Genomic DNA, 23916 nt, shown 5'->3' on the forward strand with positions numbered 1-23916 from the left:
CCGTGGCAGCGCCGCCACGGGCCTCCCGTCCCTTCGCGGGCGCGACCAGGGCCGCGCCCACCGGCGCGCTACCAGCTGACGGGGAGCGGCTTGCCCTCTTCGTAGCCGGCGGCGGACTGGATGCCGACCAGGGCGCGCTCGGAGAACTCGGCCAGCGACGCGGCGCCCGCGTAGGTGGCGGAGCTCCGGACGCCCGTGGTGATCATGTCGAGCAGGTCCTCGACGCTCGGGCGCTCCGGGTCGAGGTAGATCGTCGACGACGAGATCCCCTCGGCGAAGAGCTCCTTGCGGGCCCGCTCGTACGGGTCGAGCCGCTCGAAGCGCTCGCGGACGGCCTTGGCGGACGCCATCCCCCAGCTCTCCTTGTAGGCCTTGCCGGAGGCGTCGCGACGGAGCACGCCCGGCGCTTCGAGGGTGCCGGCGAACCACGAGCCGATCATCACGGCCGAGGCGCCGGCCGCCAGTGCCAGGGCGACGTCGCGCGGGTAGCGGACCCCGCCGTCGGCCCACACGTGCGCGCCGAGGGACCGCGCCGCCGCCGCGGTCTCGAGGACGGCGGAGAACTGCGGCCGACCGACGGCGGTCATCATGCGCGTGGTGCACATGGCGCCGGGTCCGACACCGACCTTGATGATGCCCGCGCCCGCGTCGACGAGGTGGGCCACGGCGTCGGCGGTGACGACGTTGCCGGCGACGAGCGGGATGCCGAGCCGGAGCCCCGCGACGGTGCGGAGCGCGCGGAGCATGCCCTCCTGGTGTCCGTGCGCCGTGTCGAGCACGAGCACGTCGACCCCGGCGGCGGCGAGGGCCTGCGCCTTGGCAGCGACGTCGCCGTTGATGCCGATCGCGGCCGCGACGCGCAGACGACCCGACGCGTCGACGGCCGGAGTGTAGATGTCCGAGCGGATGGCACTGGTCCGGCTCGTGGTGCCGACGACCTTGCCGTGCCGCACGACGGGCGCGAAGTCGACCTCGGCGCCGCTCAGCACGTCGTAGACGTGGCGGGGTGTGCCGGCGTCCTCGGCGTCGATCGCGGTCGAGGCGCCGTGCAGCAGGTCGCCGAGCGTCGCGTCTGGGCCGGCGTCGCCGAGCCGGCTGGCGGGGACACACCCGAGGTACTCCCCGGCGGCGTCGCGGACCACCACGCCCCGACCGGCGACGGGCAGCAGTTGCTCGAGCGCCTCGGCGACGGTGGTGGACGAGCCCATGTCGTAGGCGGTGTCGTAGTCGACCGGCTGGTCCTTCACCCAGCGGATCGCGGCGTCGAGGTCCTGCAGATGCATGTCCTGCGGCAGGACGCCGAGGCCCCCGCGCCGGGCCAGGGTCGCGGCGAGACGCGGACCCGTGACCGAGTTCATGTTGGCGCTCACGATCGGGATCGTCGCACCGCTGCCGTCGTTCGACGCGAGGTCGACGTCGAAGCGGCTTGTCACGCCGGAACGGCTCGGGACGAGGAAGACGTCGGAGTAGGTCAGGTCGTGCGTCGGCCGCGTCTCGTAGAACCTCATGCGCCCCACTGTACGGCTCCGCCCGGAGGCCGGACCGGGCCCCGACTCGCGCCGCGGCTGACACCGAACGGACATGTGCGAGCGGCTAGGCTTGGCACCTGTGCGGGGCAGGGTTGCACCGCACGACACACACGAGCATCTATCGACGGAGAGTGGGCGATCGGCTGTGTCGAGCCATCTGACCGGAACGGACGAGACCGCGGGCGAATTCGGGGCGAACGAGTGGCTCGTCGACGAGCTCTACGAGCAGTTCGTCGCGGACAAGGAGTCGGTCGACAAGTCCTGGTGGCCGGTCCTCGAGAGCTACCACCGCACGCAGGTCGGCGGCGCTCCGGCAGCTGACACCACCGCCCCTGACACCGCCGCTGCTGCGCCCGCTGCCGCGGCGGGAACGCCCGCTCCGGCCGAGGGCGCGTCCGCTCCGGCCGGCGGTCCGATCCAGGCGAAGACCACGTCGCGTCAGCCGTCGCCGCAGCCGATCCCGGCCGAGGCCAACGACGCCGCCGACGACCACGAGGAGACCCACGAGGACGTGGCGACCCCACTTCGGGGCATGGCGAAGACCCTGGCGTCGAACATGGACGCCTCGCTCACGGTCCCCACGGCCACGAGCGTCCGGACGATCCCGGCGAAGCTGATGATCGACAACCGGATCGTCATCAACAACCACCTGCGCCGTGCCCGCGGCGGCAAGATCTCCTTCACGCACCTCATCGGGTGGGCGATGGTGCAGGCGCTCAAGGACTTCCCGAGCCAGAACGTGTTCTACGAGGAGCGCGACGGCAAGCCGTTCGTCGTCGCCCCGGCGCACGTGAACCTCGGCATCGCGATCGACGTCCCGAAGAAGGACGGCACCCGGTCGCTCCTCGTGCCGAGCATCAAGCGTGCGGAGACCCTGACCTTCGGCCAGTTCCTGTCCGCCTACGAGGACCTGGTCAAGCGGGCCCGCGACAACAAGCTGACGCCGGCCGACTTCCAGGGCACCACGATCTCGCTCACGAACCCGGGCGGCATCGGCACCGTGCACTCGGTCCCCCGCCTGACGAAGGGGCAGGGCTCCATCATCGGCGCGGGCGCCCTCGAGTACCCGGCGCAGTTCCAGGGCTCGGCGTCGAAGACCCTCGTCGAGCTCGGCATCGGCAAGACGATCACCCTGACCAGCACCTACGACCACCGGGTCATCCAGGGCGCCGGTTCGGGCGAGTACCTCAAGCACGTCCACGAACGCCTCATCGGCGAGCACGGCTTCTACGACGGCATCTTCGCGGCGCTCCGGATCCCGTACAAGCCGATCCAGTGGGCGAACGACATCAACGTCGACCTGGCGCACCGGGTCAACAAGACCGCTCGCGTGCAGGAGCTCATCAACAGCTACCGCGTCCGCGGGCACCTGATGGCCGACATCGACCCGCTCGAGTACCGCCAGCGCACGCACCCCGACCTCGAGATCGAGAGCCACGGGCTGACGTTCTGGGACCTCGACCGCGAGTTCGTCACCGGCGGGCTGGCCGGCACGACGAGTGCTCCGCTGCGCGACGTCCTCGGGATCCTGCGCGACGCCTACTGCCGCACCGTCGGCATCGAGTACATGCACATCCAGGACCCCGAGCAGCGCCGCTGGGTGCAGGAACGCATCGAGGTGCCCTACTCGAAGCCGTCGAAGGACGAGCAGCTGCGCGTCCTCGGGAAGCTCAACGAGGCCGAGGCGTTTGAGACCTTCCTGCAGACCAAGTACGTCGGGCAGAAGCGCTTCTCGCTCGAGGGCGGGGAGTCGACCATCGCCTTCCTCGACACGCTCATCCAGCACGCCGCCGGTGTCGGCCTCGCCGAGGTCGCGATCGGCATGGCCCACCGCGGTCGTCTGAACGTCCTGACGAACATCGCCGGCAAGACCTACGGCCAGATCTTCCGTGAGTTCGAGGGCTCGTCCCTGCCGGGCTCGGTGTCCGGTCAGGGTTCCGGCGACGTGAAGTACCACGTCGGCACCGAGGGACTGTTCCGCACCTCGGACGGCTCGAGCATCCCCGTGACGATCGCGGCGAACCCGTCCCACCTCGAGGCCGTCGACGGCGTGCTCGAGGGCATCGTCCGCGCCAAGCAGGACAAGCAGGGCCCCGGCTCGACCAACGTCCTGCCGGTGCTCGTGCACGGTGACGCGGCGATGGCCGGTCAGGGCGTGGTCGTCGAGACGCTGCAGATGTCGCAGCTCCGCGGCTACCGCACGGGCGGCACCGTGCACCTGGTCATCAACAACCAGGTCGGGTTCACCACCCCGCCCGAGTCGGCCCGCAGCTCGGTGTACTCCACGGACGTCGCCAAGACGATCCAGGCGCCGATCTTCCACGTGAACGGCGACGACCCCGAGGCCGTCGCACGCGTCGCCGACCTGGCGTTCGCGTACCGCGAGGCGTTCCACCGTGACGTCGTCATCGACCTCATCTGCTACCGCCGCCGCGGGCACAACGAGGGCGACGACCCCTCGATGACCCAGCCGCTCATGTACAACCTGATCGAGGCGAAGCGGTCCGTCCGCACGCTCTACACCGAGGCCCTCGTCGGCCGCGGTGACATCACGCAGGAAGAGTACGACGAGGCGCACCGCGACTTCCAGGACCGCCTGGAGCGTGCCTTCGCCGAGACGCACGAGGCGCAGACCGGCACCATCCCGGTGATCCAGGTCGACGACGACGGTGCCGTGCAGGGGCTCGAACGCCCGGCAGCGCAGCAGGACGACTCCGAGGTCGAGGTCCGCGAGACCGCAGTGTCCGAAGAGCTCGTCCGGTCCATCGGGGACGCACACAGCAACCCGCCCGCCGGCTTCTCGATCCACCCGAAGCTGCAGCAGCTGCTGTCGAAGCGCACCGACATGACGCGCAACGGCGGCGTGGACTGGGCGATGGCCGAGCTCATGGCGATCGGTTCGCTGCTGGTCGAGGGCAAGCCGGTCCGGTTCGCCGGCCAGGATGCCCGCCGCGGCACCTTCGTCCAGCGCCAGGCGGTGTTCCACGACCGGTCGAACGGCCAGGAGTGGCTGCCGCTGTCGAACCTCACCGAGGACCAGGCCCGGTTCACCATCTACGACTCGCTGCTCAGCGAGTACGCGGCGATGGCGTTCGAGTACGGCTACTCGGTCGAGCGGCCCGAGGCACTCGTGCTGTGGGAGGCGCAGTTCGGCGACTTCGCGAACGGCGCCCAGACCGTCATCGACGAGTTCATCTCGTCCGCCGAACAGAAGTGGGGGCAGCGCTCCGGCCTCGTCCTGCTGCTGCCGCACGGCTACGAGGGCCAGGGACCGGACCACTCGTCCGCCCGCATCGAGCGCTACCTGCAGCTGTGCGCCGAGGACAACATGGTCGTCGCCCGCCCGTCGACCCCGGCGTCGTACTTCCACCTGCTGCGTCGTCAGGCGTGGGAGCGTCCGCAGAAGCCGCTGATCGTGTTCTCCCCGAAGGCCATGCTCCGCCTGCGCCAGGCGACGAGCGCGGTCGAGGCCTTCACGAACGGCACGTTCGAGGAAGTGATCGACGACGACCGGGTGGCCGACAAGGCGACGGTCCGCCGCGTGGTGCTGCACTCCGGCAAGGTCCACCACGACCTGCGCGCCGAGGTGGACAAGCGCGGGGTCACCGACGTCGCGCTCGTCCGACTCGAGCAGCTCGCGCCGCTCCCCCTCGAGCGCATCCTCGAGGTCCTCGCTGGCTACCCGGACGCCGACGTCGTGTGGGCGCAGGAAGAGCCGGAGAACCAGGGCGCCTGGCCGTTCGTCTGCATGAACCTGTCGCCGCACCTCGACGGTCGGCCGCTGTCGGTCGCCGCCCGTGCCGCGAGTGCCGCGCCGGCCACCGGGTCGTCGAAGCGCTCCGCACAGGAAGCTACCGAGGTCATCGAGAAGGCCCTCGGTTAGAACCCCTGACGCGGGTGTGCGCTACGCGATCTTCGTGTAGCGCACACCCGCGTCGTGGTACCCGCGCTTCTGGTAGAACCGGTGCGCGCTGTCCGTCGCGGCCGCACTGACGGCACTGAGCCGACGCGCGCCCTGCTCGACGGCCCATGCCTCGAAGGTGCCGATGAGCGCCGAACCGGTGCCGAGCCTCCTGGCCGTGTCGTCGACCACCAGGAGCAGGAGCTGCGCCGTCGGCTCGTCGCTCGCGTACGCCCACGTGACCTGCGCGCCGGCGACGGCGACGGGCCGCCCGTCGTCGCCACGCACCACCCAGGTGCGGTGTCCGGCCTCGGGCGTGAGCCGTTCGAGGCGTGCACGCATCGCCGCCTCGTCGACCTCGTGGCCGAGCAGGCGAACGAGGGCAGCGACGTCGGAGACGTCCGTGTCGGACCAGGTGGTGATCGACTCGACGAGGAGGGTCATGCTGGCGACCCTACCCGGGCACTGCGACGTGTTGCGACGGGGTTTTCGAGCAACTGATATTCATATATGCTGCTGTCATATCACCCGCCGGGTGATTCCGACCGACAGGACAGCCATGCACATCACCTCCCGCCACGGCCGCACCGCCGCCTGGATCGCCTTCCCCCTCGCCGTCGTCGCGAGCGGCGCTCTCATCGCCACCGCTTCGTACGCGGCCTTCTCCGACACCACCGACAACGCCGGCAACGCCTGGCGCACGGGCGCCGTGACGCTCACCGACGACGACCAGAGCGAGGCCATGTTCGACACCGACGCCCTCGTCCCCGGCGAGGGCGGGTCGAACTGCATCACCGTCACCGCCGAGACGACGAACCCGACGACCGTCAAGCTCTACACGGACGAGCAGTCCGACGTCGACGCGCTCGCGCAGCACCTCGACATGAAGGTGGAACGCGGCGCACTCGGAACGGCCGGTGACTGCAGCACGTTCACCGCAGCCTCGACCGTGCACGACGGCACCCTCGCCGGGCTGATGGCGCTCGACTCCTTCGGCACGGGCGTCGACGACTGGAAGCCAGCGGTCGGCACGGCGAGCACCACGTACCGGTTCACCTACGACCTCGACACGGAGACCCCGAACACCGCGCAGCAGTCCGAAGCCGGCACCACGTTCGTCTGGGAAGCCCAGACCGACTGACGCGCTTCCGTCCGAGACCGACCAACGCGGCCGAACCCGGCCGCACACGACCCGAGGAGCAGCCGTTGCCGAACCGCACCGAGACCCGACCCTGCGTCGGGGACGCCCCGCGGCTGCTCCTCGCGGTCGCCGCGCGGACCGTGCTCTGGTCCGTGCTGTCGGTCGCCGTCTGGGCTGCCCTGCCCGCGGCCTTCGGGTGGCACGTCACCACCGTCGTGTCCGACTCGATGGCACCCGGTGTCCGGGCCGGCGACGTCGTGGCGGCGATGCCCGTCGATGCCGAGGCCGTCACGCCCGGACGGGTCCTGCTGGTCGACGACCCCGACCACGACGACCGACTCCGGCTGCACCGCCTCGAACGCATCGAGCAGGACGGGGCGCTCCGGCTCCGCGGCGATGCGAACGCGCAGGCGGACCGGAGCACGGTGGCCCCGACGGCCGTCCACGGCGTCGGGGTGCTCCGCTTCCCCGGCATCGGACTGCTCACCGTGTGGATCCGATCCGGAGCCTGGACGTCGGTCGCCCTCACGGTCGCCGTCGCCGCCGTCCTCGCTGCACTGGCACGGGCCGACCGGGACATCGTGGCCGGTCAGCCGTGCCGACGGTGCGGGACGCCACGGTGGGACCTGCACACACGAGTGTTGACACCGGCCGGTGTGGTGCGGCCGACGCAGCCCGCGTTGCCGATCGTCGCCGCGCTGGCTGCCACGACGATCGTCCTCGGCACCATGGCGTCGGCGGGGTTCAGCGGCACCACGAACTCCGCCTCGTCGCTCCGGAGCCAGACGTTCGGGTGCTTCCACGACCCCGCTCCCGGCGCAGTGCTCGCGTGGGACTTCGCCGACAAGGACGACCGGCTCGTCACCGACTCGAGTGGGACCGGTGCCGGCGGGCAGTTCATCGGCGACGGGACCCGGACGATCGGCAGTTGCGCGGACAACCCCCACGCGACCTTCGGGACCACGGGCAGTGCCGAGACCTGGGCCGTCACCGACTCCGCCGTGAGCGCCCCGAACGCCTTCACGATCGAGGTGTGGTTCCGGACCACGGACGCGGACGGCGGTCGCCTGTTCGGGTTCGGATCCGACCGGAACGCGGCGTCGACGCACCGTGACCGGCACCTCTACCTCGACGCCGGAGGACGCCTCCGGTTCGGCGTCGAGGGTTCGGGCAACCAGTTCAAGTTCACCGTGGGCTCGTCCGCCGTGGTCACCGACGGCGAGTGGCACCACGCGGTCGCGACGTTCCAGCCGCGGTCGATGACGCTCTGGCTCGACGGGGTGCAGCAGGACGCCCGGACCGACGCCGTGTCACTCCGACAGTACGACGGGCACTGGCGAGCGGGCCGGCAGACGTTGGCCGGGTGGCCGAACGCCGGTGGGTACGCGTTCACCGGGGACGTCGACACGGTCCGCGTGTACGCCGACGTGCTGGACGCCCCGACGATCGCAGCGCACCACGCCGCCGGACGGTGAGCCGCGGTCCGGTCAGTGGGTCGACTGCTCCAGCCTGATGCGCGCGAGGATCTCGCCACGCAGTTCTTCCGGAGCGGTCTCCTTGCACGCGCGGCGCACGGTCTCGATCAGGACGACGCCGACGCGGTGTTCGGTCGTGCAGTCCTCGCAGTCGTCCATGTGCTCACGGATGTCCGCCGCGTCCTCGCGGCAGAGCTCCCGTGCAGGAACTCCTCGAGCTCGGCCTTCGCCTTGGAGCAGTCGCAGCCGCTCATCGTGCTTCCTTCCCATCGACGCGACCCTGGGTCGCGGCAGTCTTCCGGCCTCGTCCGCGCATCGTCGCCGTCGACGCTGCGTCCGGGACGATGCCGGTCTCACGGGCGTGGTCCGCCAGGAGCCCTCGGAGGAGCCGGCGGCCACGGTGCAGACGGCTCATGACCGTCCCCACGGGGGTCTTCATGATGTCGGCGATCTCCTGGTACGAGAAGCCCTCGACATCGGCGAAGTACACGGCCATCCGGAAGTCCTCGGGGATGGCCTGCAGGGCGTCCTTGACCGCGGACGACGGCAGGTGGTCGATCGCGTCGGCCTCGGCCGAGCGTGCGGAGATCGACTGGGTGACGCTCTCGGCGCCGCCGAGCTGCCAGTCCTCGAGCTCGTCGATGGTGCCCTGGTACGGGTTCCGTTGGTTCTTGCGGTACGTGTTGATGAACGTGTTCGTCAGGATCCGGTACAGCCAGGCCTTCAGGTTCGTGCCCTGCTTGAACTGACGGAACGCGGCGAACGCCTTGACGAAGGTCTCCTGCACGAGGTCCGAGGCGTCGGCCGGGTTGCGGGTCATCCGCATCGCCGCGCCGTACAGCTGGTCCATGAAGGGCAGCGCCTGGGTCTCGAAGAGGGCGCGGAGCTCGTCGGCCGGCACGGTCTTCGCGTCGACGAACGACGCCTCTTCTTCCGCCTCGACCGCGTCGAGCTGCTCCTCGGTCTCCTCGACCAGGTCGTGCGGTGCTGCCTGCGGCTCGTCGGTCGTCATCGCGGGCCAGTCTAGAGCGAGCGACGTGGACACGCCGGGCAGGCGCGTCCGCGAGGGTGCGAGTGCTGTGGCCAAGGGTCCTCCCGATCGTTTCAGTAGTCTTGTGAACCGATGGCAGACACGACGCATTCCCAGAGCGGCGCACCGGCCGCCGCGGACCCGGCCCCCTGGATCGCCCCGCTCGCGCGCGGTCCCCTGCGCGGCGACGTCGCGCTGCCCGGCTCGAAGTCGCTGACGAACCGCGAGCTCGTGCTCGCCGCCCTCGCGGACGGCCCCTCCGTCATCCGCCTGCCGCTGCACTCGCGCGACTCGGCGCTCATGATCACGGCGCTCCGGCAGCTCGGCGTCGGGATCGACGAGGTCGAGCCGGCACCTGGTGCGCAGCCGAACCCCTACGGCCCGGACCTCCAGATCACCCCGGCACCGATGCACGGCGACGTCCGCGTCGACTGCGGCCTCGCCGGCACCGTGATGCGGTTCCTGCCGCCGCTGGCCGCCCTGGCGGTCGGCCCGGTCGTCATCGACGGCGACCCCTACGCCCGCAAGCGTCCGATGCACGCGATCATCGGGGCGCTCGTCGACCTGGGTGTCGACGTCACCGACGACGGCGACGGCTCGATGCCGTTTGCCTTCACCGGAACCGGTTCGGTGCGCGGCGGCGACCTGTCGATCGATGCGTCGGCCTCGTCGCAGTTCGTGTCGGGCCTGCTGCTCTCCGCGCCGCGCTTCGACGAGGGCCTGCACCTCACCCACGTCGGGGAGCGCCTGCCGAGCCTGCCGCACATCGAGATGACCGTCGCTGCGCTCCGTGCCCGAGGCGTGACCGTCGACGAACCCGCGGTCGGCGAGTGGGTCGTCCACCCCGGTTCGATCGCCGCGCGCGACGTCACGATCGAGCCCGACCTGTCGAACGCCGCGCCGTTCGCGGTCGCCGCGCTCGTCGCGGGTGGCACCGTCCGCATCCGCACCTGGCCGCGCGAGACCACGCAGGTCGGCGCCGACCTCGAGACGCTCCTGCCCCTGTGGGGCGCGACCGTGGCCCGCGACGGCGACGACCTGCTCGTCGACGGCGGCGTCGGGATCCGGGGTGGGGCCTCCTTGCCGGGTCTCGACCTGGACCTCAGCCGCGGCGGCGAACTCGCACCGGCGCTCGTCGCGCTGGCCGCTCTGGCCGGCGGGCCGACCGAGATCACCGGGATCGGCCACCTGCGTGGGCACGAGACGGATCGTCTCGCCGCGCTCGCGGCGGACGTGAACCGGTCGGGAGGCTCAGCGCGCGAACTCGACGACGGCCTGCGCATCGAGCCTGCCGTGCTCCACGGCGGCGACTGGGCCGCGTACGACGACCACCGGATGGCGACGGCCGGCGCCGTCGTGGGCCTCGTCGTCGACGGCGTCGCCGTCGACGACATCGGGTGCACGGCGAAGACGCTGCCGCAGTTCCCCGAGCTGTGGGCCGACCTGGTCGCGACCGCCTCCGGCACACCGGCTACGGAGCGCTGATCCGATGAGCTGGTGGGACGACGTCGACGGTGACGACTCCGACGCGGACGAGCCGTACGGACAGTACGACGAGTCGAGCGTGCGGGTGCGTCCGAACCCGAAGGGCAACCGGCCCCGCACGAAGACCCGGCCGACGTACGACGACGCGCCCGTGGGGTGGGTGACGAACGTCGACCGTGGGCGGTTCGGCGTGCTGGTGGCGACGGGGTCCGACTCCGATTCCGGATCCGAGCACGTCATCACAGCGACGAAGGCCCGCGAGCTCGGCAAGAAGTCGGTCGTCACCGGCGACCACGTGTCGCTCGTCGGCGACGTCTCCGGCGACCCCGGGTCGCTGGCGCGCATCGTGAAGGTCGCCGAGCGCACCACGCTGCTCCGCCGCAGCGCCGACGACTCCGACGAGGTCGAGCGCGTCATCGTGGCGAACGCCGACCAGATGCTCATCGTCGTGGCGGCCGCCGACCCCGAGCCCCGCACCCGGCTCATCGACCGCTACCTGGTCGCCGCGTTCGACGCAGGGCTCGACCCGATCCTCTGCATCACGAAGACGGACCTCGCCGACCCGGCGCCGTTCCTGGCCCACTTCGCGTGCCTCGACCTGCGGATCGTGACGAGCCGGTCCGACGACGTCCCGTTCGAGGCCCTGCACGACCTGCTCGACGACAAGGTCACCGTGACCGTGGGGCACTCCGGCGTCGGCAAGTCGACGCTCGTGAACGCCCTGACCGGGTCCACCCGGGCGATCGGCGTCGTGAACTCGGTGACCGGGCGCGGGCGGCACACCTCGTCGTCGTCGATCGCGCTGCGGGTCCGTGACGGCGGCTGGATCATCGACACCCCCGGCGTGCGGTCGTTCGGCCTCGGCCACGTCGACCCCGCGAACGTCTTCCGCGCGTTCGCCGCGCACGCGATCCCGGTGCGGCCCGCGCGGGACGACATCCCGTTGGCGCAGGCGCACGACTGGGAGATCGTCGACCGGGTGCAGGACGGCGAGCTCGGCGTCACCGGTGTCGAACGGCTCGACTCGTTCCGCGCGCTCCTGACGGGCATGGGCGCCTCCGACCCCGGCCTCGAGTAGCCCGGCGCGGTCGCCCGGCGCGCCGTGCCGCGGCGTGCCGTGCCGTGCCCTGCCGTGCCATGCCATGCCATGCCGTCGAGGTTCCGAAATCTGCACATCTCGGCGGCGACCCGGGCCGTTCGTGGAACCTCGGGGAACCGCATGCGGCATGTCGTGGAACCCCGGCGGTGGGCGCTCGGGCATGGCGCTTCGCCCCACCGCGCTCGGGCCTCGACCCACCGGCCAGCACGCGTCGACACGTGTGCAGCGGTGTTGTACAGTGAACCCTCGTGTCTGAAGTTGCAAAGTACAACTTTGCGCCGACCCCCGCCGTCGACGCCCCGTCCTCGAGCACGACAACGACGTCGCACGCGCACCACTCCCCCACCCACAAGTCCTCACGAGCACCGCGACCGCAGCGCACCGACAGCGTCCTGCGCCCGGACGGCCTCGGACGGGTGCTCCTGACATTCGCCACGCACATCCTCGTGCCGCTGTTCCTCGCCGCCGGGATGGGCCTCGCCTACCTCGGCGCCTTCCACGCCCCCGCACCGAAGGAGCTGCCGGTCGGCATCGTCGGGCAGGCCGCCGCCACCCAGGTGTTCGCGCAGACCGTCACCGACGAGTCCGACGGCGCCCTCGTCGCCCACGTCGTCGCGTCGACCAAGGACGCCGAGCGGCAGATCCGCGACCGCGACCTGGCCGCCGTGTACGCCCCGACCGCCACGGGCGCGACGCTCTACGTCTCGACGGCAGCGTCGGAGACGACCGCGAGCGCCGCACAGAAGGTCTTCCTGCCGATCGCGTACGAGCAGCACGTGCCGTTCCGGATCGTCGACGTCGTCCCCACGGGTGAGCAGGACAGCACCGGACAGGGGCTGTTCTTCCTGCTCGTCGCGCTGAGCGTCGGCGGCTACGCATCGGCCATCGCCGTGGCGTCCGTCGCGACGAAGCTCCGCGCGGTGTGGACCGCGGTCGTCGGCCTCGCCACCGCCGGGGTCGTCGCCGGCATCGGGGTCATCGTCGCCGGACCGATCTACGGCGTCATCACGACCCACCACTGGCAGGTGTTCCTGTTCGCCTGGCTGTACGACGCGATCATCGTCGCGATCGGCGTCGGCCTGCACCCGGTCCTCGGGCGGTGGACCACGCCCGTGCTCACGATGCTGTTCGTGATGCTCAACTTCACGTCGTCGGGCGGCATCTTCCAGGCGTCGTTCGTGCCCGGGTTCTTCGCCGCGCTCCACTCCTTCTGGAGCGGCGCAGCCTGGCTGCAGGCGGCCCAGGACCTGCAGTACTTCCCCGACGCCTCGCTCGGCCGGTCGTCCCTGGTGCTCGCGCTGTGGCTCGCCGCCGCCATCCTGCTCTGCGTGGTCGTGCACGGCCTCGTGGCCCGACGAACCCGCATCGCCCGCGAGCGTGAGGTCACCCGGCTCGAAGAGGAAGAGGTCGTCGCCGCGTAGCCCCGCTACGCTCGACCCGTGGACCTCAGCGCCGACCTGGACTTCGCCCGCTCGCTCGCCGACATCGCCGACACGATCAGCCTCGAGCGGTTCCGCGCCGCCGACCTGCACGTGTCGAAGAAGGCCGACAGCACGCACGTGACCGACGCCGACCAGGCCGTCGAACACGCCCTGCGCGAGCGGATCGCGACCGAGCGCCCCGACGACGCGTTCCTCGGCGAGGAGACCACGGCAGACACCGGTGCCGAGGCGACCAGCGAGGGGCACCGTCAGTGGGTCGTCGACCCGATCGACGGCACCGCGAACTACCTGCGCGGCGTGCCGGTGTGGGCGACGCTCATCGCCCTGGCGGTCGACGGACGCCCGGTGCTCGGCGTCGTGAGCGCCCCCGCGCTCGGCAAGCGCTGGTGGGCGGCCGAGGGGCTCGGCGCGCACTCGTTCGACGGCGAGCTGCGCGTCTCCGGCGTCGCGGACCTGTCCGACGCGAGCCTGAGCTACAACAGCATCCAGCAGTGGGACGACGACGACCGGCTCGAGTCCCTCGTCGACCTGTCCCGCAAGGTCTGGCGGACGCGCGCCTACGGCGACATGTGGTCGTACATGCTGGTCGCCGAGGGGGTCATCGACATCGCGGGCGAACCCGACCTGAAGCCGTGGGACATCGCGGCCCTCGTGCCCATCGTGGAAGAGGCCGGCGGGCGCTTCAGTTCGCTCGACGGCGACCCCGGGGCCTGGCACGGCAGTGCACTCGCGACGAACGGCCTGGTGCACGACGCCGTCGTCGAGGTCATCCGCCGCTAGCACGACCCCGAACGACACTCTCGACGTCGGACGACGTCGCGGGTGTCGTTCCGAGTCGATCAGGCAGCCGCAGCCGCCGCCTCACGCCGGGCAGCGCGCCGCCGCACCACCAGGTCCCCGACCGCCAGCACGAGCGCGAGCGCCATCAGCGACACCGTGAACGTCGTGCCGCTCCGGAACGCGTCGTGGTACGCGTCGAGCCGACTCCCGCCGGCGAAGCCGCCGGAACCGTCCGAACCGGCGGCGGCACCCCGCACGATCCCGTAGAAGATGCTCGTCGCCACCGCGGTTCCGATCGCGGTCCCGACGCGCTGCCCGAGCTGCTGCATGGACCCGGCGACCCCGGACTGCTCCACGGGGATCTCGGCCAGGGTGAGCGTCTGGTTCGGCGACACCACGAACCCGCCGCCGAGCCCGCCGACCAGGAACGCCCCGGCCATCGCCCACGGCGTGACCTCCGGCGGGGTCAGCACCGCGGCGAGCATGAGGAGCACGAAGCCGACGACGACCATGAACAGCCCGAAGACCACCAGGGCCCGTCCGACCCGGTCGACGATCCGTCCGCCGATGTACGACCCGACGGCGCTCGTGGCCGCGAACGGGATGCTCACCATGCCGGCGAACAGCGGTGACAGCCCGAGCCCCTCCTGCAGGAACAGCGTCACCATCAGGAAGGACGCCGGGATCGCCGCGAAGTAGACGGCCACGATCGACAGCCCGTTGCGGTACGACGACAACCGGAACAGCTCGAAGTGCACCACCGGCGACTTGCCCTGCTGCTTGTACCGGACCTCCCAGAGCACGAACAGGCCGAGGAACACGACGAAGGCGACCAGCCAGAGCCACCGGGCACCGGAGTCGCCGGCACCCGTGGTGAGCACGAACGGCAGCATCAACGTGACGATGGCGGCGCCGAGCAGCAGGATGCCGACGATGTCCAGCTCGCGGTCCTTCGCCTGCCCCTGTGCACCCTTGGGCAGCAGCCGCATCGCGAAGAACAGCGCGACGAGTCCGAGTGGCACGTTCATCCAGAACAGCAGCCGCCACCCGTTCTCCTCGCCGCCGATCGCGATGAGGCCACCGCCGATCGTCGGGCCGAGTGCCGTCGAGATGCCGATCATGGCGCCGAACAGCCCGAAGGCCCGTCCGCGCTCCGGGCCCCGGATCAACTGCTGCACGAGCCCGATCACCTGCGGCATCTGGGTGCCGGCGGCGAAGCCCTGCAGGATCCGCGTGACCATGAGCACCTCGATGGTCGGCGCCACGGCACAGAGCAGGCTCGACACGGTGAACGCCACGAGTCCGATGATGAAGAGGGCACGGCGGCTCTTCAGGTCGCCGAGCCGACCGGCGGGCACGAGGGCGAGGCCGAACGCCAGCGCGTACCCCGCCACGATGAGCTGCAGGGATGAACTGGTGGCGTCGAGGGACTTCTCGATCGACGGCAGCCCGACGTTGACCTTCGACAGGTCGAGGATCGTCAGGGCGGCCACCGCGACGCACACGGCGAAGGCCCTCCAACGCGTGCGGTCGTCGAGGCGGGCGTCGGTCGGGTCAGGGCTGGACATCACCATCGTTCGTACACCGACCGTCCCCCAGCCGGGTGACACCCCTCGTCGTGGCCCCCGGACTGGGGGCACCGTTGCCGGATACGCGGTGCGCGGGGCGGCTCAGATGGCCAGGACCTGAGTTATCGTGCTCCTACGGAAGGTCACGCAAGCACCTGGATTCCCTAGATCCGAGTGCTCGTGCGCAGCCGACCGTGTTCGTCCGAAGACCCTAACCCGAGGGGTGATACAGACGATGACATCATCGTTCCCGAGCGGAACCGAGTGCACCCTCACTCGTCGACCGCATTCAATCCACGACAGCTCCGGCGCGCGCGCAGTCGCCGCCATCCGTCCGCACTCCGACACGGCCACCCACCGTGCAGCAGTCCGGTCCGCCTCACGGCGCCCCGTCGCAGCGTTCACCGCGCTCGCCGACGACCTCTCCGCAGGATCCGCTTCCGGGCCCGGAGGCCGGTGAGTCATGGCACTCACCGGTCGACGTCTCGAGGTCGACCGGATCGCGACCCTCGCTGTACTCCCTCGGGAGTCCGCGATGGTCGTGGTCGGCGACCCTGGTTCCGGACGCAGCAGCGTCCTCGACGCGGTCTCGAACCGCGTTTCCCTCCCCGTCGTGCGGGTCGGTGTCAACGGGAGCGAATCCCGTTGGCCGCTGGCCGGCGTGACCTCCTTGTTCACCGCGCTCGACGACCCCCGTGCGACGGCCCACATCGCCCATCTCCTGCAGACGGGTGAGACGGCGGTCCCCGTGACCGCCGGACTGGCGGCGGCGCACGACTTCCTCGACGCCGTGCACGCCCTCACCCTGCCGCCGACGCTCGTGCTGATCGACGACCTCGACCGCATGGACGTCGAGAGCCAGGAGCTCATCGCGTTCCTCGCCGGCCGACTCGCAGGCACCGCCCTGCGCGTCGTGGCGACGGTCCGTTCGGTGCCGTCGGACGGTCCGCTCGCGGCCCTGCCGACGCTCCGCATCGAGCCGCTGCCGTCCGACGAGGCACTGATCCTCGCCCGGACCATGGCACCGGAAGAAGCGAACGACGGCGTCCTCGCCGTCCTCGCCGCGGAGACCGGTGGCAACCCCGGCGCACTCCGCGAACAACTCGCGGTGCTCAGCCGCGAGCAGCTCACCGGCGCGGAGCCGATCGTGCTCCCGCTCCGACCCACTCCGACGACCGAGGCCCTCGCAGCCCTCGCACTCGGGTCCGCCGCGGGACGAGATCTGGACGTCCTCGCGAAACTCGCCCTGGTGCCGGTCGCGAAGACCACGGCCTGGGACCGCGACGAGTTGGACGACCTGGTCGGAGCAGGCCTCGCCACCGTGCGGGGCCAGAGCGTGACGGTCCGTGACCCCCTGGTCCGGTCCGCGCTGTACTGGCGGATGCCCGCCCGTGACCGCCGCGCGGCGCACGCCGCGCTGGCCACGGCGAGCACCGAGTCCGACCCGCGGGCAGCCGCGTGGCACCGGAGCTTCGTCGACGACGTCCCCGACGTGGTCGCGTTGCTCGGCGCCGCACGGTCCTACGTGGTGGACGGCAACGTGCACGCCGCGATCGCCCTCACCGAGCGTGCCCTGCACGTCGGTGGCGGCACCGAGGACGAGCTCGTCGCGCTGCTCGGGGTCGCCGAGGCCCTGCTCGGCAACCGGCTGCTCGGCTTCGCCGCACGCTACCTCGCCGCGCTCCGTCCGTTCCGGACGACGGCGCACGAGGTCCGCCGGCTGCGCCTGCAGTACTCGGCGCAGTACCTCAGCGGCGACGCCGTGCACGCGGACGAACTCCTCGTGTCGGTGGACGCGACCGAACCGGCCGACGTGGACGCGGTCGCCGGGCTGATGGCCATGGTGGCGTGCTTCCGTGCCGAGGCGTGGGAGCTCGACCAGGCGCGGGACCTGCTGCACCGCGTCGAGCCCCTCGAGGCGTCGGTATCTCCGCACACGTTGGAGATCACGGCGACCGCGCGGGAGCTCATCGCGGCGATCGACGGCACCCTGCCGTCGGACACCGACCTGCACGACGGACTCGCGACGTCGGTGCTGCTGGCGATGTCCGACCCGGCCCTGCTGCTCCTCGCCCACGCGCTGAGCATCGCCGAGCGGTACCGGAGCGCGCGTCGGGTGTTCGCACTCGTCCTCGCCCGTGGCCCGCAGACGGCGCCGGTGTGGACCGAGGCAGCCCGCTACCTGACCGCCGAGAACGAGGTGCGCTCCGGGAACTTCCGGCAGGCGCTCCGCGCGATCGACGTCTGGGAGGCCGGTTCCTCGGTGGTCGAGCGGCTCCGTGAGCCGTCGCGGGCCATCGCCATCGCCTGGCGGCACTTCGCCGAGGGGCGCTCCGCCGATGCCCTGGCGGTCGTGGACCGGTGCCTCGAGCACCGTTCGACGAGCCGCCTGTGGGGTGCGACGGCGAAGCTGCACGCGCTCCGCGGTCGGGTCCTGCTGCTCGACGGACGGCTCGAGGAGGCAGCCGCCGCACTCGAAGCGGCGGACGCAATCGGCCGGTCCCTGCGGAACCCCGCGGTGCTCCGGCACCTCGGCGACCTGGTCGAGGCGTACGCACGCCTCGGACGGATCGACGACGCCCGCACCATCACCGCGCGGCTCGCTGCGGACCACCACGCCCGACCGGGTCGCTGGGGTGCGCTCGTGCTGGCGAGGAGCCTCGCGCTCGTCGCCGACGACACCACCCGGGACACCGCCCGTCGCCGTGCGTTGGAGCTGTTCCAGCCGCACGACTCGCAGTTCGAGCGGGCACGGACGTTCGCGGCCCTCGCGACGGTCGGCAACCCCGCCGAGCGTCCGCGTCTCGGAGCGGCAGCAGCGGCGGCGTACGAGGCGGCCGGCATGCGCCGTCCCCTCGTCACCCCCGCACCGGCGGCGGCCATGCCGCCGTTCGGCACGGGGCCGTCGCTCCGGTCCGCCCCGGTGCTGTCCGCGTCGATGCCGGGGACGCCCCGGAGCGCTCCGGACGCCTCCGCGGTGCTCACCTCGCTCACGGCCGAGGAGCGTGCCGTGGTGCAGAAGGTGACGGAGGGCTACCGCAACCGCGAGATCGCGTCGTCGCTGTTCATGTCGCAGCGCACGGTGGAGCTGCGGCTCACGCAGATCTACCGCAAGGTGGGCGCGCGGTCGCGCTCCCACCTGGTCGCGCTGCTCACGTAGTCGAAGAGCGCACAGGTCGACGCGACCACAAGGCGGACGGGAGGCCCGGTACCAGCTGGTACCGGGCCTCCCGGCCGTCTTTTCCCGGTCTTCATGCAACCGACCTCGCAGGCTCGGTCGGCGCTGGCGCCGCGCGCCGCTGGCGCGTCGCTTCACGCGGAGCGCGCGCGCACGTTGCGGGAGTCCGCACGCGACCGCACCGCGGCGTCCCCCGCACGCGGGGAACCGCAAGAGCAGTCGACGACTGTTGCCGTGGCGGCGTCGCCGGGTGAGGCTTCTCATGCACCGACCGCCGTGCCCCTCCCCAGGGGCCAGACCGCGGTACCCCGTCCGGTACCCGAACCTCGTGGCCCACCCACTCCGTCGTCCGTCCTCGCCTGATCCGAGGACGGGCGCCGGTCAGGACCGCGAGGACCCGGACGCGCGGCAGACCCGACGGCGGTCGGTGCCGAACCCCCGCTCCACTCCCCACCCCGTTCCCCCGAAGGGACAGCCGATGTGCGGCATCATCGCGGCCCGCGTGTCTGACGACGCGACGCCCTACCTGCTCGACGGACTCGAACGACTCGAGTACCGCGGCTACGACTCCGCCGGCATCGCCGTCCGGACCGCCACCGGACGCACCGAGACGATCCGCTCGGTCTCCCGCGTCGGGGACCTGCGCACGCTCGTCGCCGCCCGGTCCGGCGACGCCCTGACGGGCGTCGGCATCGGCCACACCCGCTGGGCCACGCACGGTGCCGTGCGCGAGGCGAACGCTCACCCGCACGCCGACTGCTCGCGCCGGATCAGCATCGTGCACAACGGCATCATCGAGAACGCCGAGCGCCTGCGCGACATGCTCACGGCGCAGGGCCACCGGTTCCGCTCCGAGGTCGACTCCGAGGTCATCGCGCACCTCGTCGAGCGTGCCCTGGCCGTCGACCCGGACCTGATGCTCGCCGTGCAGATCGCGACCGCGCAGCTCGAGGGGTCGTGGGCGATCGTCGTCCTCGACGCCCGCGACGGCCGGATGGTCGTGGCCGCGGACCGTTCCCCGCTCGTCGTCGCCCGGTCCGCCCGCGGCGACTTCGTGGCGAGCGACATCGGTGCGATCGCCGAGTGGTGCGAGACCTTCGTGGCGCTCCGCGACGGTGACGTCGTCGAGCTCGGCGAGGCCTGGACCTGGTCGTCGAACGGGATCACCGTGCCCGTGCCGTTCCCCACCCCGTCGCCGTTCGCCGCCACCGCGCTGGACCTCGGCGACCACCCCGACCACATGGCGAAGGAGATCGGCGAGCAGGCCGACGTCGTCAGCACCATCCTGGACCGCATCGCCCGCCGCACCGCGGACGGCAGCATGTGGGTCGGCCTCGGGCTGCCCGCATTCCAGCGCCTGGCGATCGTCGCGTGCGGCACCTCGCTCAACGCCGGCCAGGTCATCGCCACCGCGCTGCGCGGCATCGGCGGCGTCCCGACCGACATCGTCGTCGCCAGCGAGGCCGACCAGGCCGTGCTCGGCCCCGACACCCTGGTCGTCGCGATCAGCCAGTCCGGCGAGACCGCCGACGTGCTCCGCGCGCTCGACCGCTTCGAGGACCGCCACCCGGTGCTCGCGCTGACGAACAACATGCACTCCTCGCTGGCCCGTCGCGCCGACGCCGTGCTCGACTGCCACGCGGGTCCGGAGATCGGCGTCGCCGCGACGAAGACGTTCACCGCGCAGGTCGTCGTCGGCGTCGCCGCCGTGATCTCCGCGCTCGTGGCGTCCGGCCGCATCGAGATCGCACGTGCCCACGCGCTCGTCGACGAACTGCTCGACCTGCCGTCGCGCATCGAGCACGCCACGCAGGTGTCCGCCGACCGGATGCCACTCCTGGTGTCGAGCGTGAAGGAGGCCACCGGCTTCCTGTTCCTCGGCCGCGGTGCCGGCCTGCCGTACGCCGCCGAGGGCGCACTCAAGCTCAAGGAGCTCAGCTACCGCTGGGCCGAGGCGTACCCCGCGGGCGAGCTGAAGCACGGTCCACTCGCACTCGTCGACGAGGGCACCCCCGTCGTCGTGATCGACCACGGCGAGCCGAAGATCCAGTCGGCGATCGCCGAGGTCCGGGCCCGCGGCGGGTTCGTCATCACCATCGGTGGCGAAGGGTCGGACATCCCGGCGCTCGGCAACCGCGGCACCGGCGGACTCACCTGGGGCGCCATGGCGGCGCCGTGGGGTCCGCTCGAGGCCGTCGTGCCGCTGCAGATGCTCGCCCGCGAACTCGCGCTGCAGCTCGGCTGCGACGTCGACAAGCCGCGCAACCTGGCGAAGTCGGTGACGGTCGAGTGATGCGCGGTCGGATGAACCACCTGACGACGTTCCTGGTCGTGCTCACGGCCTTCGCGATCGCCATGACGACGGTGCTCGTCGTCGTGGTGGCCGGGCCGACCGTCCTGGGCTGACCCCGGCGCGCGGTCAGACCAGCGCGCGCACGCCCGCCACGACGGTGTCCCAGACCTCGAGCAGCGGGACCCGTGCGAGCCACACCGCGATGCCGTTCACCAGCACGAACAGCACGAACCAGACCCCGGCCGGCACCCGCATCTCGGCCGCGGCGATGTGGAAGTCCGTCTGCACGCGGGCACCGGTGAGCAGCCACCGCGCGACCTGCACGACCGACCGCAGTCCGTCGACGACGAAGAACGCCCCGACGGTGGCGACCACGAGCACCGTGGTCTCGGACGGACGCAGTGCCACCCACAGCGCCAGGACGTCGAACCCGAGCACGACGAGCAGCCCGAACCAGTTCCGCACGAACACCAGCGCCACGAGCCCGATCACACCGAGCACGGCGACGGGCAGCCACCGCGAACCGTGCAGCACCCCGGTGACCAGCAGCACCCCGGCCCAGAGCGGTGCGCTGTACCCGGCGTAGAGGTTGAGGATCCGGACGAGCCAGCGGATGCCGCCGGGGACCCGACCGAGCTGGACCCAGGCCTCGCCGGAGCCGTCCGGGTGCAGGTCGATGCGCTGGATGCGGCCACCGAACGGGACGACGACGATGCAGTGCCCGACCTCGTGGGCGATGGTCGCGGCGATCCGGGCGACACGTCCGACGAGCGGCAGGAACGGCAGGAGCGCGCCGACGACGAGCGCGACGAACACGAGGGGCGGGGCTGCGGTGGTCAAGGGACCAGCATCGCAGCCCTGCCCGTCATCACACCTGGGAGGATGGTGCGGTGCTGCTCGACATCGTCACCACCGCCCTCGCCACCGCTGACGATCGGCACCGCGATGCGTTCGCCGCGTTCGTCGCCGCCGGAGGGGATGCCTCCCTGTGGCGTGACGGCGGCCCGGAGCACCTCACCGCGTCGTGCTTCGTGTTCTCGCCCGACCTGGCCCGGGTGCTGCTCTGCCTGCACCGCAAGGGCGGCTTCTGGGTGCAGTTCGGCGGGCACCTCGAGCCGTCGGATGCCTCGTTGGCCGACGCCGCTCGTCGCGAGGCCCGCGAGGAGTCCGGCATCACCGACCTCGAACTCCTCGACGGCCGCATCGCGGACCTGGACCGGCACGAGCTCGGCGGTGGGTTCACCTTCGCGGCGCACTGGGACGTCGGCTTCGTCGCCCTCGCCGACCCGTCGGTGGTGACGGCCGTCAGCGATGAGAGTGACGACGTGCGCTGGTTCGCGCTCGACGCCCTGCCGGCCGGGATCCCGCCGGGGCTGCCCGGCCGACTGTCGGCGGCCGTCGCATCGGTCGGGTACCGCGGCTGACGGTTCGCGCGTCGTGCTCGTACGACGTCCGCGACGATCCACGCGGTGATCGACTCGTGGAGTGTCGAAAAGAAGGTGCGCAGCCCCGGTTCCGCGTAACGGAACGCCGCAATCGCCTCGTCCGCGCAGCGAAGGCTGCGAGGCTACCGCCAGACGACTCCCGGAGGTGTCCCATGGCGAACGACGATCACGGTTTCTCGACCGAACAGGTGCACGGCGGCTTCGTGCCCGACGCAGGGCACGGCGCACGGATCCCCGCCATCCACATGTCCTCCGGCTTCCTGTTCGACGACTTCGACCAGGCGCGCGACCGCTTCGCCGGCACCGAGGACGGCTACACCTACACCCGCCTCGGCAACCCGACGAACGCCGACGTCGAGCGCCGCGTCGCCCTGCTCGAGCGGGGCGTCGAGGCGATCCTCGTCGGCAGCGGCCAGGCGGCGGCCACCATCGCGTTCCTCGGCCTCCTGCAGGCCGGCGACCACGTCGTCGCCGCCCGCAGCATCTACGAGGGCACCAAGGGGCTGCTCGTGCAGAACCTCGGCCGCCTCGGCATCGAGGTCGACTTCGTCGCCGACCAGCGCGACCTCGACGAGTGGGCACGGCTCGTCCGCCCGAACACGAAGGCGTTCTTCGCCGAGACGATCCCGAACCCGAAGAACGACGTCCTCGACATCACCGGCGTCGCCGACACCGCGCACCGTGCCGGCGTCCCCCTGATCGTGGACAACACGCTGGCGACGCCGTACTTGGTCCGTCCGGTCGAGCACGGCGCCGACATCGTCATCCACTCGGCCTCGAAGTTCCTGTCCGGCCACGGCGCGGGCCTCGGCGGTGTGGTCGTCGACGGCGGCACGTTCGACTGGTCCGCCTCCCCGAGCGCTGGCAGCACCTCACCAGCCCGGAGCGGTCGCTCGGCGGCGACAGCTACGTCGAGCGCTACGGCAACCGGGCGTTCGTCGTCTTCGCCCGTGACGTCGTCGCCTCGCGCATCGGCCCCACCCCGTCGCCGTTCAACGCGTTCCTGATCCGCCAGGGCATCGAGACGCTGAGCCTGCGCGTCGAACGCCACAGCGCGAACGCGCTGGCGGTGGCGCAGTGGTTGGAAGCACAGCCGGAGGTGACGAGCGTCGACCACGCGGGCCTGGCCTCCAGTCCGTTCCACGACCTCGCCCAGCGCTACCTGCCGCGCGGAGCCGGCTCCGTCTTCGCGTTCACGCTGGCGGGCGGCGAAGCCGCCGCGCACACCTTCATCGACAGCGTCCAGCTGTTCAGCCGGATGACCCACCTGGGTGACGTCCGCTCGCTGATCCTGCACCCCGCGACGACGACCCACGCCGGCAAGACCGCCGCAGAGCGCGCCGACCAAGGCATCGACGACGGGCTCATCCGACTGTCGGTCGGCATCGAGGACGCCGCGGACCTGCTCCGCGACCTGGAGCGCGGGTTCGCCGCGTTGCGTTCCGGGATCGACGGGGAGAGCCTGGAGGCCCGTGGCACGTCCGACGCGGAGCGCGCGTCCCTGGAACACTCGGTCCCAGGCACGCACGTGATCTCGGAGGAGCTCTAGA

Annotated in this window: 19 protein-coding genes; 13 read left to right on the forward strand and 6 right to left on the reverse strand. The window is 71.6% G+C overall.

The genetic code is table 11. The annotated features are described in order from the left end of the window. Positions 1-68: 68 nt before the first annotated feature. Positions 69-1508 (reverse strand): GMP reductase, encoded by a 1440-nt coding sequence (gene guaB1 / locus JN350_RS14060; protein ID WP_205462572.1) that lies wholly within the window; start codon positions 1506-1508, stop codon positions 69-71. A gap of 166 nt (positions 1509-1674) precedes the next feature. Between guaB1 and JN350_RS14065 the strand changes: the two genes are divergently transcribed. Next, positions 1675-5412 (forward strand): multifunctional oxoglutarate decarboxylase/oxoglutarate dehydrogenase thiamine pyrophosphate-binding subunit/dihydrolipoyllysine-residue succinyltransferase subunit, encoded by a 3738-nt coding sequence (locus tag JN350_RS14065; protein ID WP_205462573.1) that lies wholly within the window; start codon positions 1675-1677, stop codon positions 5410-5412. 21 nt (positions 5413-5433) lie between these two features. Here the strand turns inward: JN350_RS14065 and JN350_RS14070 are convergent, their stop codons facing one another. After that, complete coding sequence (locus JN350_RS14070) at positions 5434-5874, reverse strand: GNAT family N-acetyltransferase (protein WP_205462574.1); 441 nt, start codon at positions 5872-5874, stop codon at positions 5434-5436. A 115-nt stretch (positions 5875-5989) separates the two neighbouring features. Between JN350_RS14070 and JN350_RS14075 the strand changes: the two genes are divergently transcribed. Together JN350_RS14075 and JN350_RS14080 are read left to right on the forward strand one after the other, a co-directional pair. Next, positions 5990-6571, forward strand: coding sequence for a hypothetical protein (locus JN350_RS14075; protein ID WP_205462575.1), 582 nt, complete (start codon positions 5990-5992; stop codon positions 6569-6571). Positions 6572-6636: 65 nt separating this feature from the next. After that, on the forward strand, positions 6637-8046 hold the full coding sequence (locus JN350_RS14080) for a LamG-like jellyroll fold domain-containing protein (protein WP_205462576.1): 1410 nt from the start codon (positions 6637-6639) through the stop codon (positions 8044-8046). Positions 8047-8058: 12 nt separating this feature from the next. Here the strand turns inward: JN350_RS14080 and JN350_RS21020 are convergent, their stop codons facing one another. Next, positions 8059-8205 (reverse strand): hypothetical protein, encoded by a 147-nt coding sequence (locus JN350_RS21020; protein WP_333925806.1) that lies wholly within the window; start codon positions 8203-8205, stop codon positions 8059-8061. 91 nt (positions 8206-8296) lie between these two features. Next, the gene (locus JN350_RS14090) at positions 8297-9058 is read right to left on the reverse strand and encodes a sigma-70 family RNA polymerase sigma factor (protein ID WP_205462577.1); all 762 of its coding nucleotides are present in this window, start codon (positions 9056-9058) and stop codon (positions 8297-8299) included. A gap of 111 nt (positions 9059-9169) precedes the next feature. On the opposite strand from JN350_RS14090, the gene aroA reads away from it, so the two are divergent. From aroA to hisN, 4 genes are all read left to right on the forward strand, one after another. Further along, positions 9170-10561: a 3-phosphoshikimate 1-carboxyvinyltransferase gene (gene aroA, locus JN350_RS14095; protein WP_205462578.1), complete on the forward strand. Its 1392-nt coding sequence runs from the start codon at positions 9170-9172 to the stop codon at positions 10559-10561. Between the two features lie 4 nt (positions 10562-10565). Then, a complete protein-coding gene (gene rsgA, locus JN350_RS14100; protein ID WP_205462579.1) occupies positions 10566-11639 on the forward strand; it encodes a ribosome small subunit-dependent GTPase A in 1074 nt (357 codons plus the stop codon). A 269-nt stretch (positions 11640-11908) separates the two neighbouring features. Beyond that, positions 11909-13081: a hypothetical protein gene (locus JN350_RS14105; protein WP_205462580.1), complete on the forward strand. Its 1173-nt coding sequence runs from the start codon at positions 11909-11911 to the stop codon at positions 13079-13081. 18 nt (positions 13082-13099) lie between these two features. Further along, entirely contained in the window at positions 13100-13882 is a 783-nt protein-coding gene (gene hisN, locus JN350_RS14110) for a histidinol-phosphatase (RefSeq protein WP_111086431.1), read from the forward strand. Between the two features lie 59 nt (positions 13883-13941). Here the strand turns inward: hisN and JN350_RS14115 are convergent, their stop codons facing one another. Further along, positions 13942-15450 (reverse strand): MFS transporter, encoded by a 1509-nt coding sequence (locus JN350_RS14115; protein WP_205462581.1) that lies wholly within the window; start codon positions 15448-15450, stop codon positions 13942-13944. Between the two features lie 463 nt (positions 15451-15913). Here JN350_RS14115 and JN350_RS14120 point away from each other — a divergent pair, with 463 nt between their 5' ends. The 3 genes from JN350_RS14120 to JN350_RS19665 all read left to right on the forward strand — a co-directional run bounded on the left by JN350_RS14120 (position 15914) and on the right by JN350_RS19665 (position 21034). Continuing rightward, complete coding sequence (locus JN350_RS14120) at positions 15914-18610, forward strand: helix-turn-helix transcriptional regulator (RefSeq protein ID WP_205462582.1); 2697 nt, start codon at positions 15914-15916, stop codon at positions 18608-18610. Between the two features lie 496 nt (positions 18611-19106). After that, complete coding sequence (gene glmS, locus JN350_RS14125; RefSeq protein ID WP_205462583.1) at positions 19107-20921, forward strand: glutamine--fructose-6-phosphate transaminase (isomerizing); 1815 nt, start codon at positions 19107-19109, stop codon at positions 20919-20921. Continuing rightward, positions 20921-21034, forward strand: coding sequence for a Rax2 family protein (locus tag JN350_RS19665; protein ID WP_240347339.1), 114 nt, complete (start codon positions 20921-20923; stop codon positions 21032-21034). The genes glmS and JN350_RS19665 overlap by 1 nt, the downstream gene beginning before the upstream one ends. Positions 21035-21047: 13 nt before the next feature. On the opposite strand, the gene JN350_RS14130 is transcribed toward JN350_RS19665, so the two are convergent. Further along, entirely contained in the window at positions 21048-21761 is a 714-nt protein-coding gene (locus JN350_RS14130) for a M50 family metallopeptidase (RefSeq protein WP_205462584.1), read from the reverse strand. Between the two features lie 50 nt (positions 21762-21811). Between JN350_RS14130 and JN350_RS14135 the strand changes: the two genes are divergently transcribed. From JN350_RS14135 to JN350_RS21030, 3 genes are all read left to right on the forward strand, one after another. Beyond that, positions 21812-22345, forward strand: a complete 534-nt coding sequence (locus JN350_RS14135) for an NUDIX hydrolase (protein ID WP_205462585.1) — start codon at positions 21812-21814, stop codon at positions 22343-22345. A gap of 173 nt (positions 22346-22518) precedes the next feature. Further along, positions 22519-23373, forward strand: coding sequence for a PLP-dependent transferase (locus JN350_RS21025; protein ID WP_461963086.1), 855 nt, complete (start codon positions 22519-22521; stop codon positions 23371-23373). An 11-nt stretch (positions 23374-23384) separates the two neighbouring features. Next, a complete protein-coding gene (locus JN350_RS21030; protein ID WP_461964451.1) occupies positions 23385-23915 on the forward strand; it encodes a PLP-dependent transferase in 531 nt (176 codons plus the stop codon). Position 23916: the final 1 nt, after the last annotated feature.

The sequence above is a fragment of the Curtobacterium sp. 24E2 genome, assembly GCF_016925595.1.
Lineage (GTDB): Bacteria > Actinomycetota > Actinomycetes > Actinomycetales > Microbacteriaceae > Curtobacterium.

Bases quoted from the DNA above. Each gene is read 5' to 3' on its own strand.
- guaB1 (WP_205462572.1), bottom strand. From the start codon at position 1,508: ATGAGGTTCTACGAGACGCGGCCGACGCACGACCTGACCTACTCCGAC.
- JN350_RS14070 (WP_205462574.1), bottom strand. From the start codon at position 5,874: ATGACCCTCCTCGTCGAGTCGATCACCACCTGGTCCGACACGGACGTC.
- JN350_RS14075 (WP_205462575.1), top strand. From the start codon at position 5,990: ATGCACATCACCTCCCGCCACGGCCGCACCGCCGCCTGGATCGCCTTC.
- JN350_RS21020 (WP_333925806.1), bottom strand. From the start codon at position 8,205: ATGGACGACTGCGAGGACTGCACGACCGAACACCGCGTCGGCGTCGTC.
- JN350_RS14090 (WP_205462577.1), bottom strand. From the start codon at position 9,058: ATGACGACCGACGAGCCGCAGGCAGCACCGCACGACCTGGTCGAGGAG.
- aroA (WP_205462578.1), top strand. From the start codon at position 9,170: ATGGCAGACACGACGCATTCCCAGAGCGGCGCACCGGCCGCCGCGGAC.
- rsgA (WP_205462579.1), top strand. From the start codon at position 10,566: ATGAGCTGGTGGGACGACGTCGACGGTGACGACTCCGACGCGGACGAG.
- JN350_RS14115 (WP_205462581.1), bottom strand. From the start codon at position 15,450: ATGTCCAGCCCTGACCCGACCGACGCCCGCCTCGACGACCGCACGCGT.
- JN350_RS14120 (WP_205462582.1), top strand. From the start codon at position 15,914: ATGGCACTCACCGGTCGACGTCTCGAGGTCGACCGGATCGCGACCCTC.
- glmS (WP_205462583.1), top strand. From the start codon at position 19,107: ATGTGCGGCATCATCGCGGCCCGCGTGTCTGACGACGCGACGCCCTAC.
- JN350_RS19665 (WP_240347339.1), top strand. From the start codon at position 20,921: ATGCGCGGTCGGATGAACCACCTGACGACGTTCCTGGTCGTGCTCACG.
- JN350_RS21025 (WP_461963086.1), top strand. From the start codon at position 22,519: ATGGCGAACGACGATCACGGTTTCTCGACCGAACAGGTGCACGGCGGC.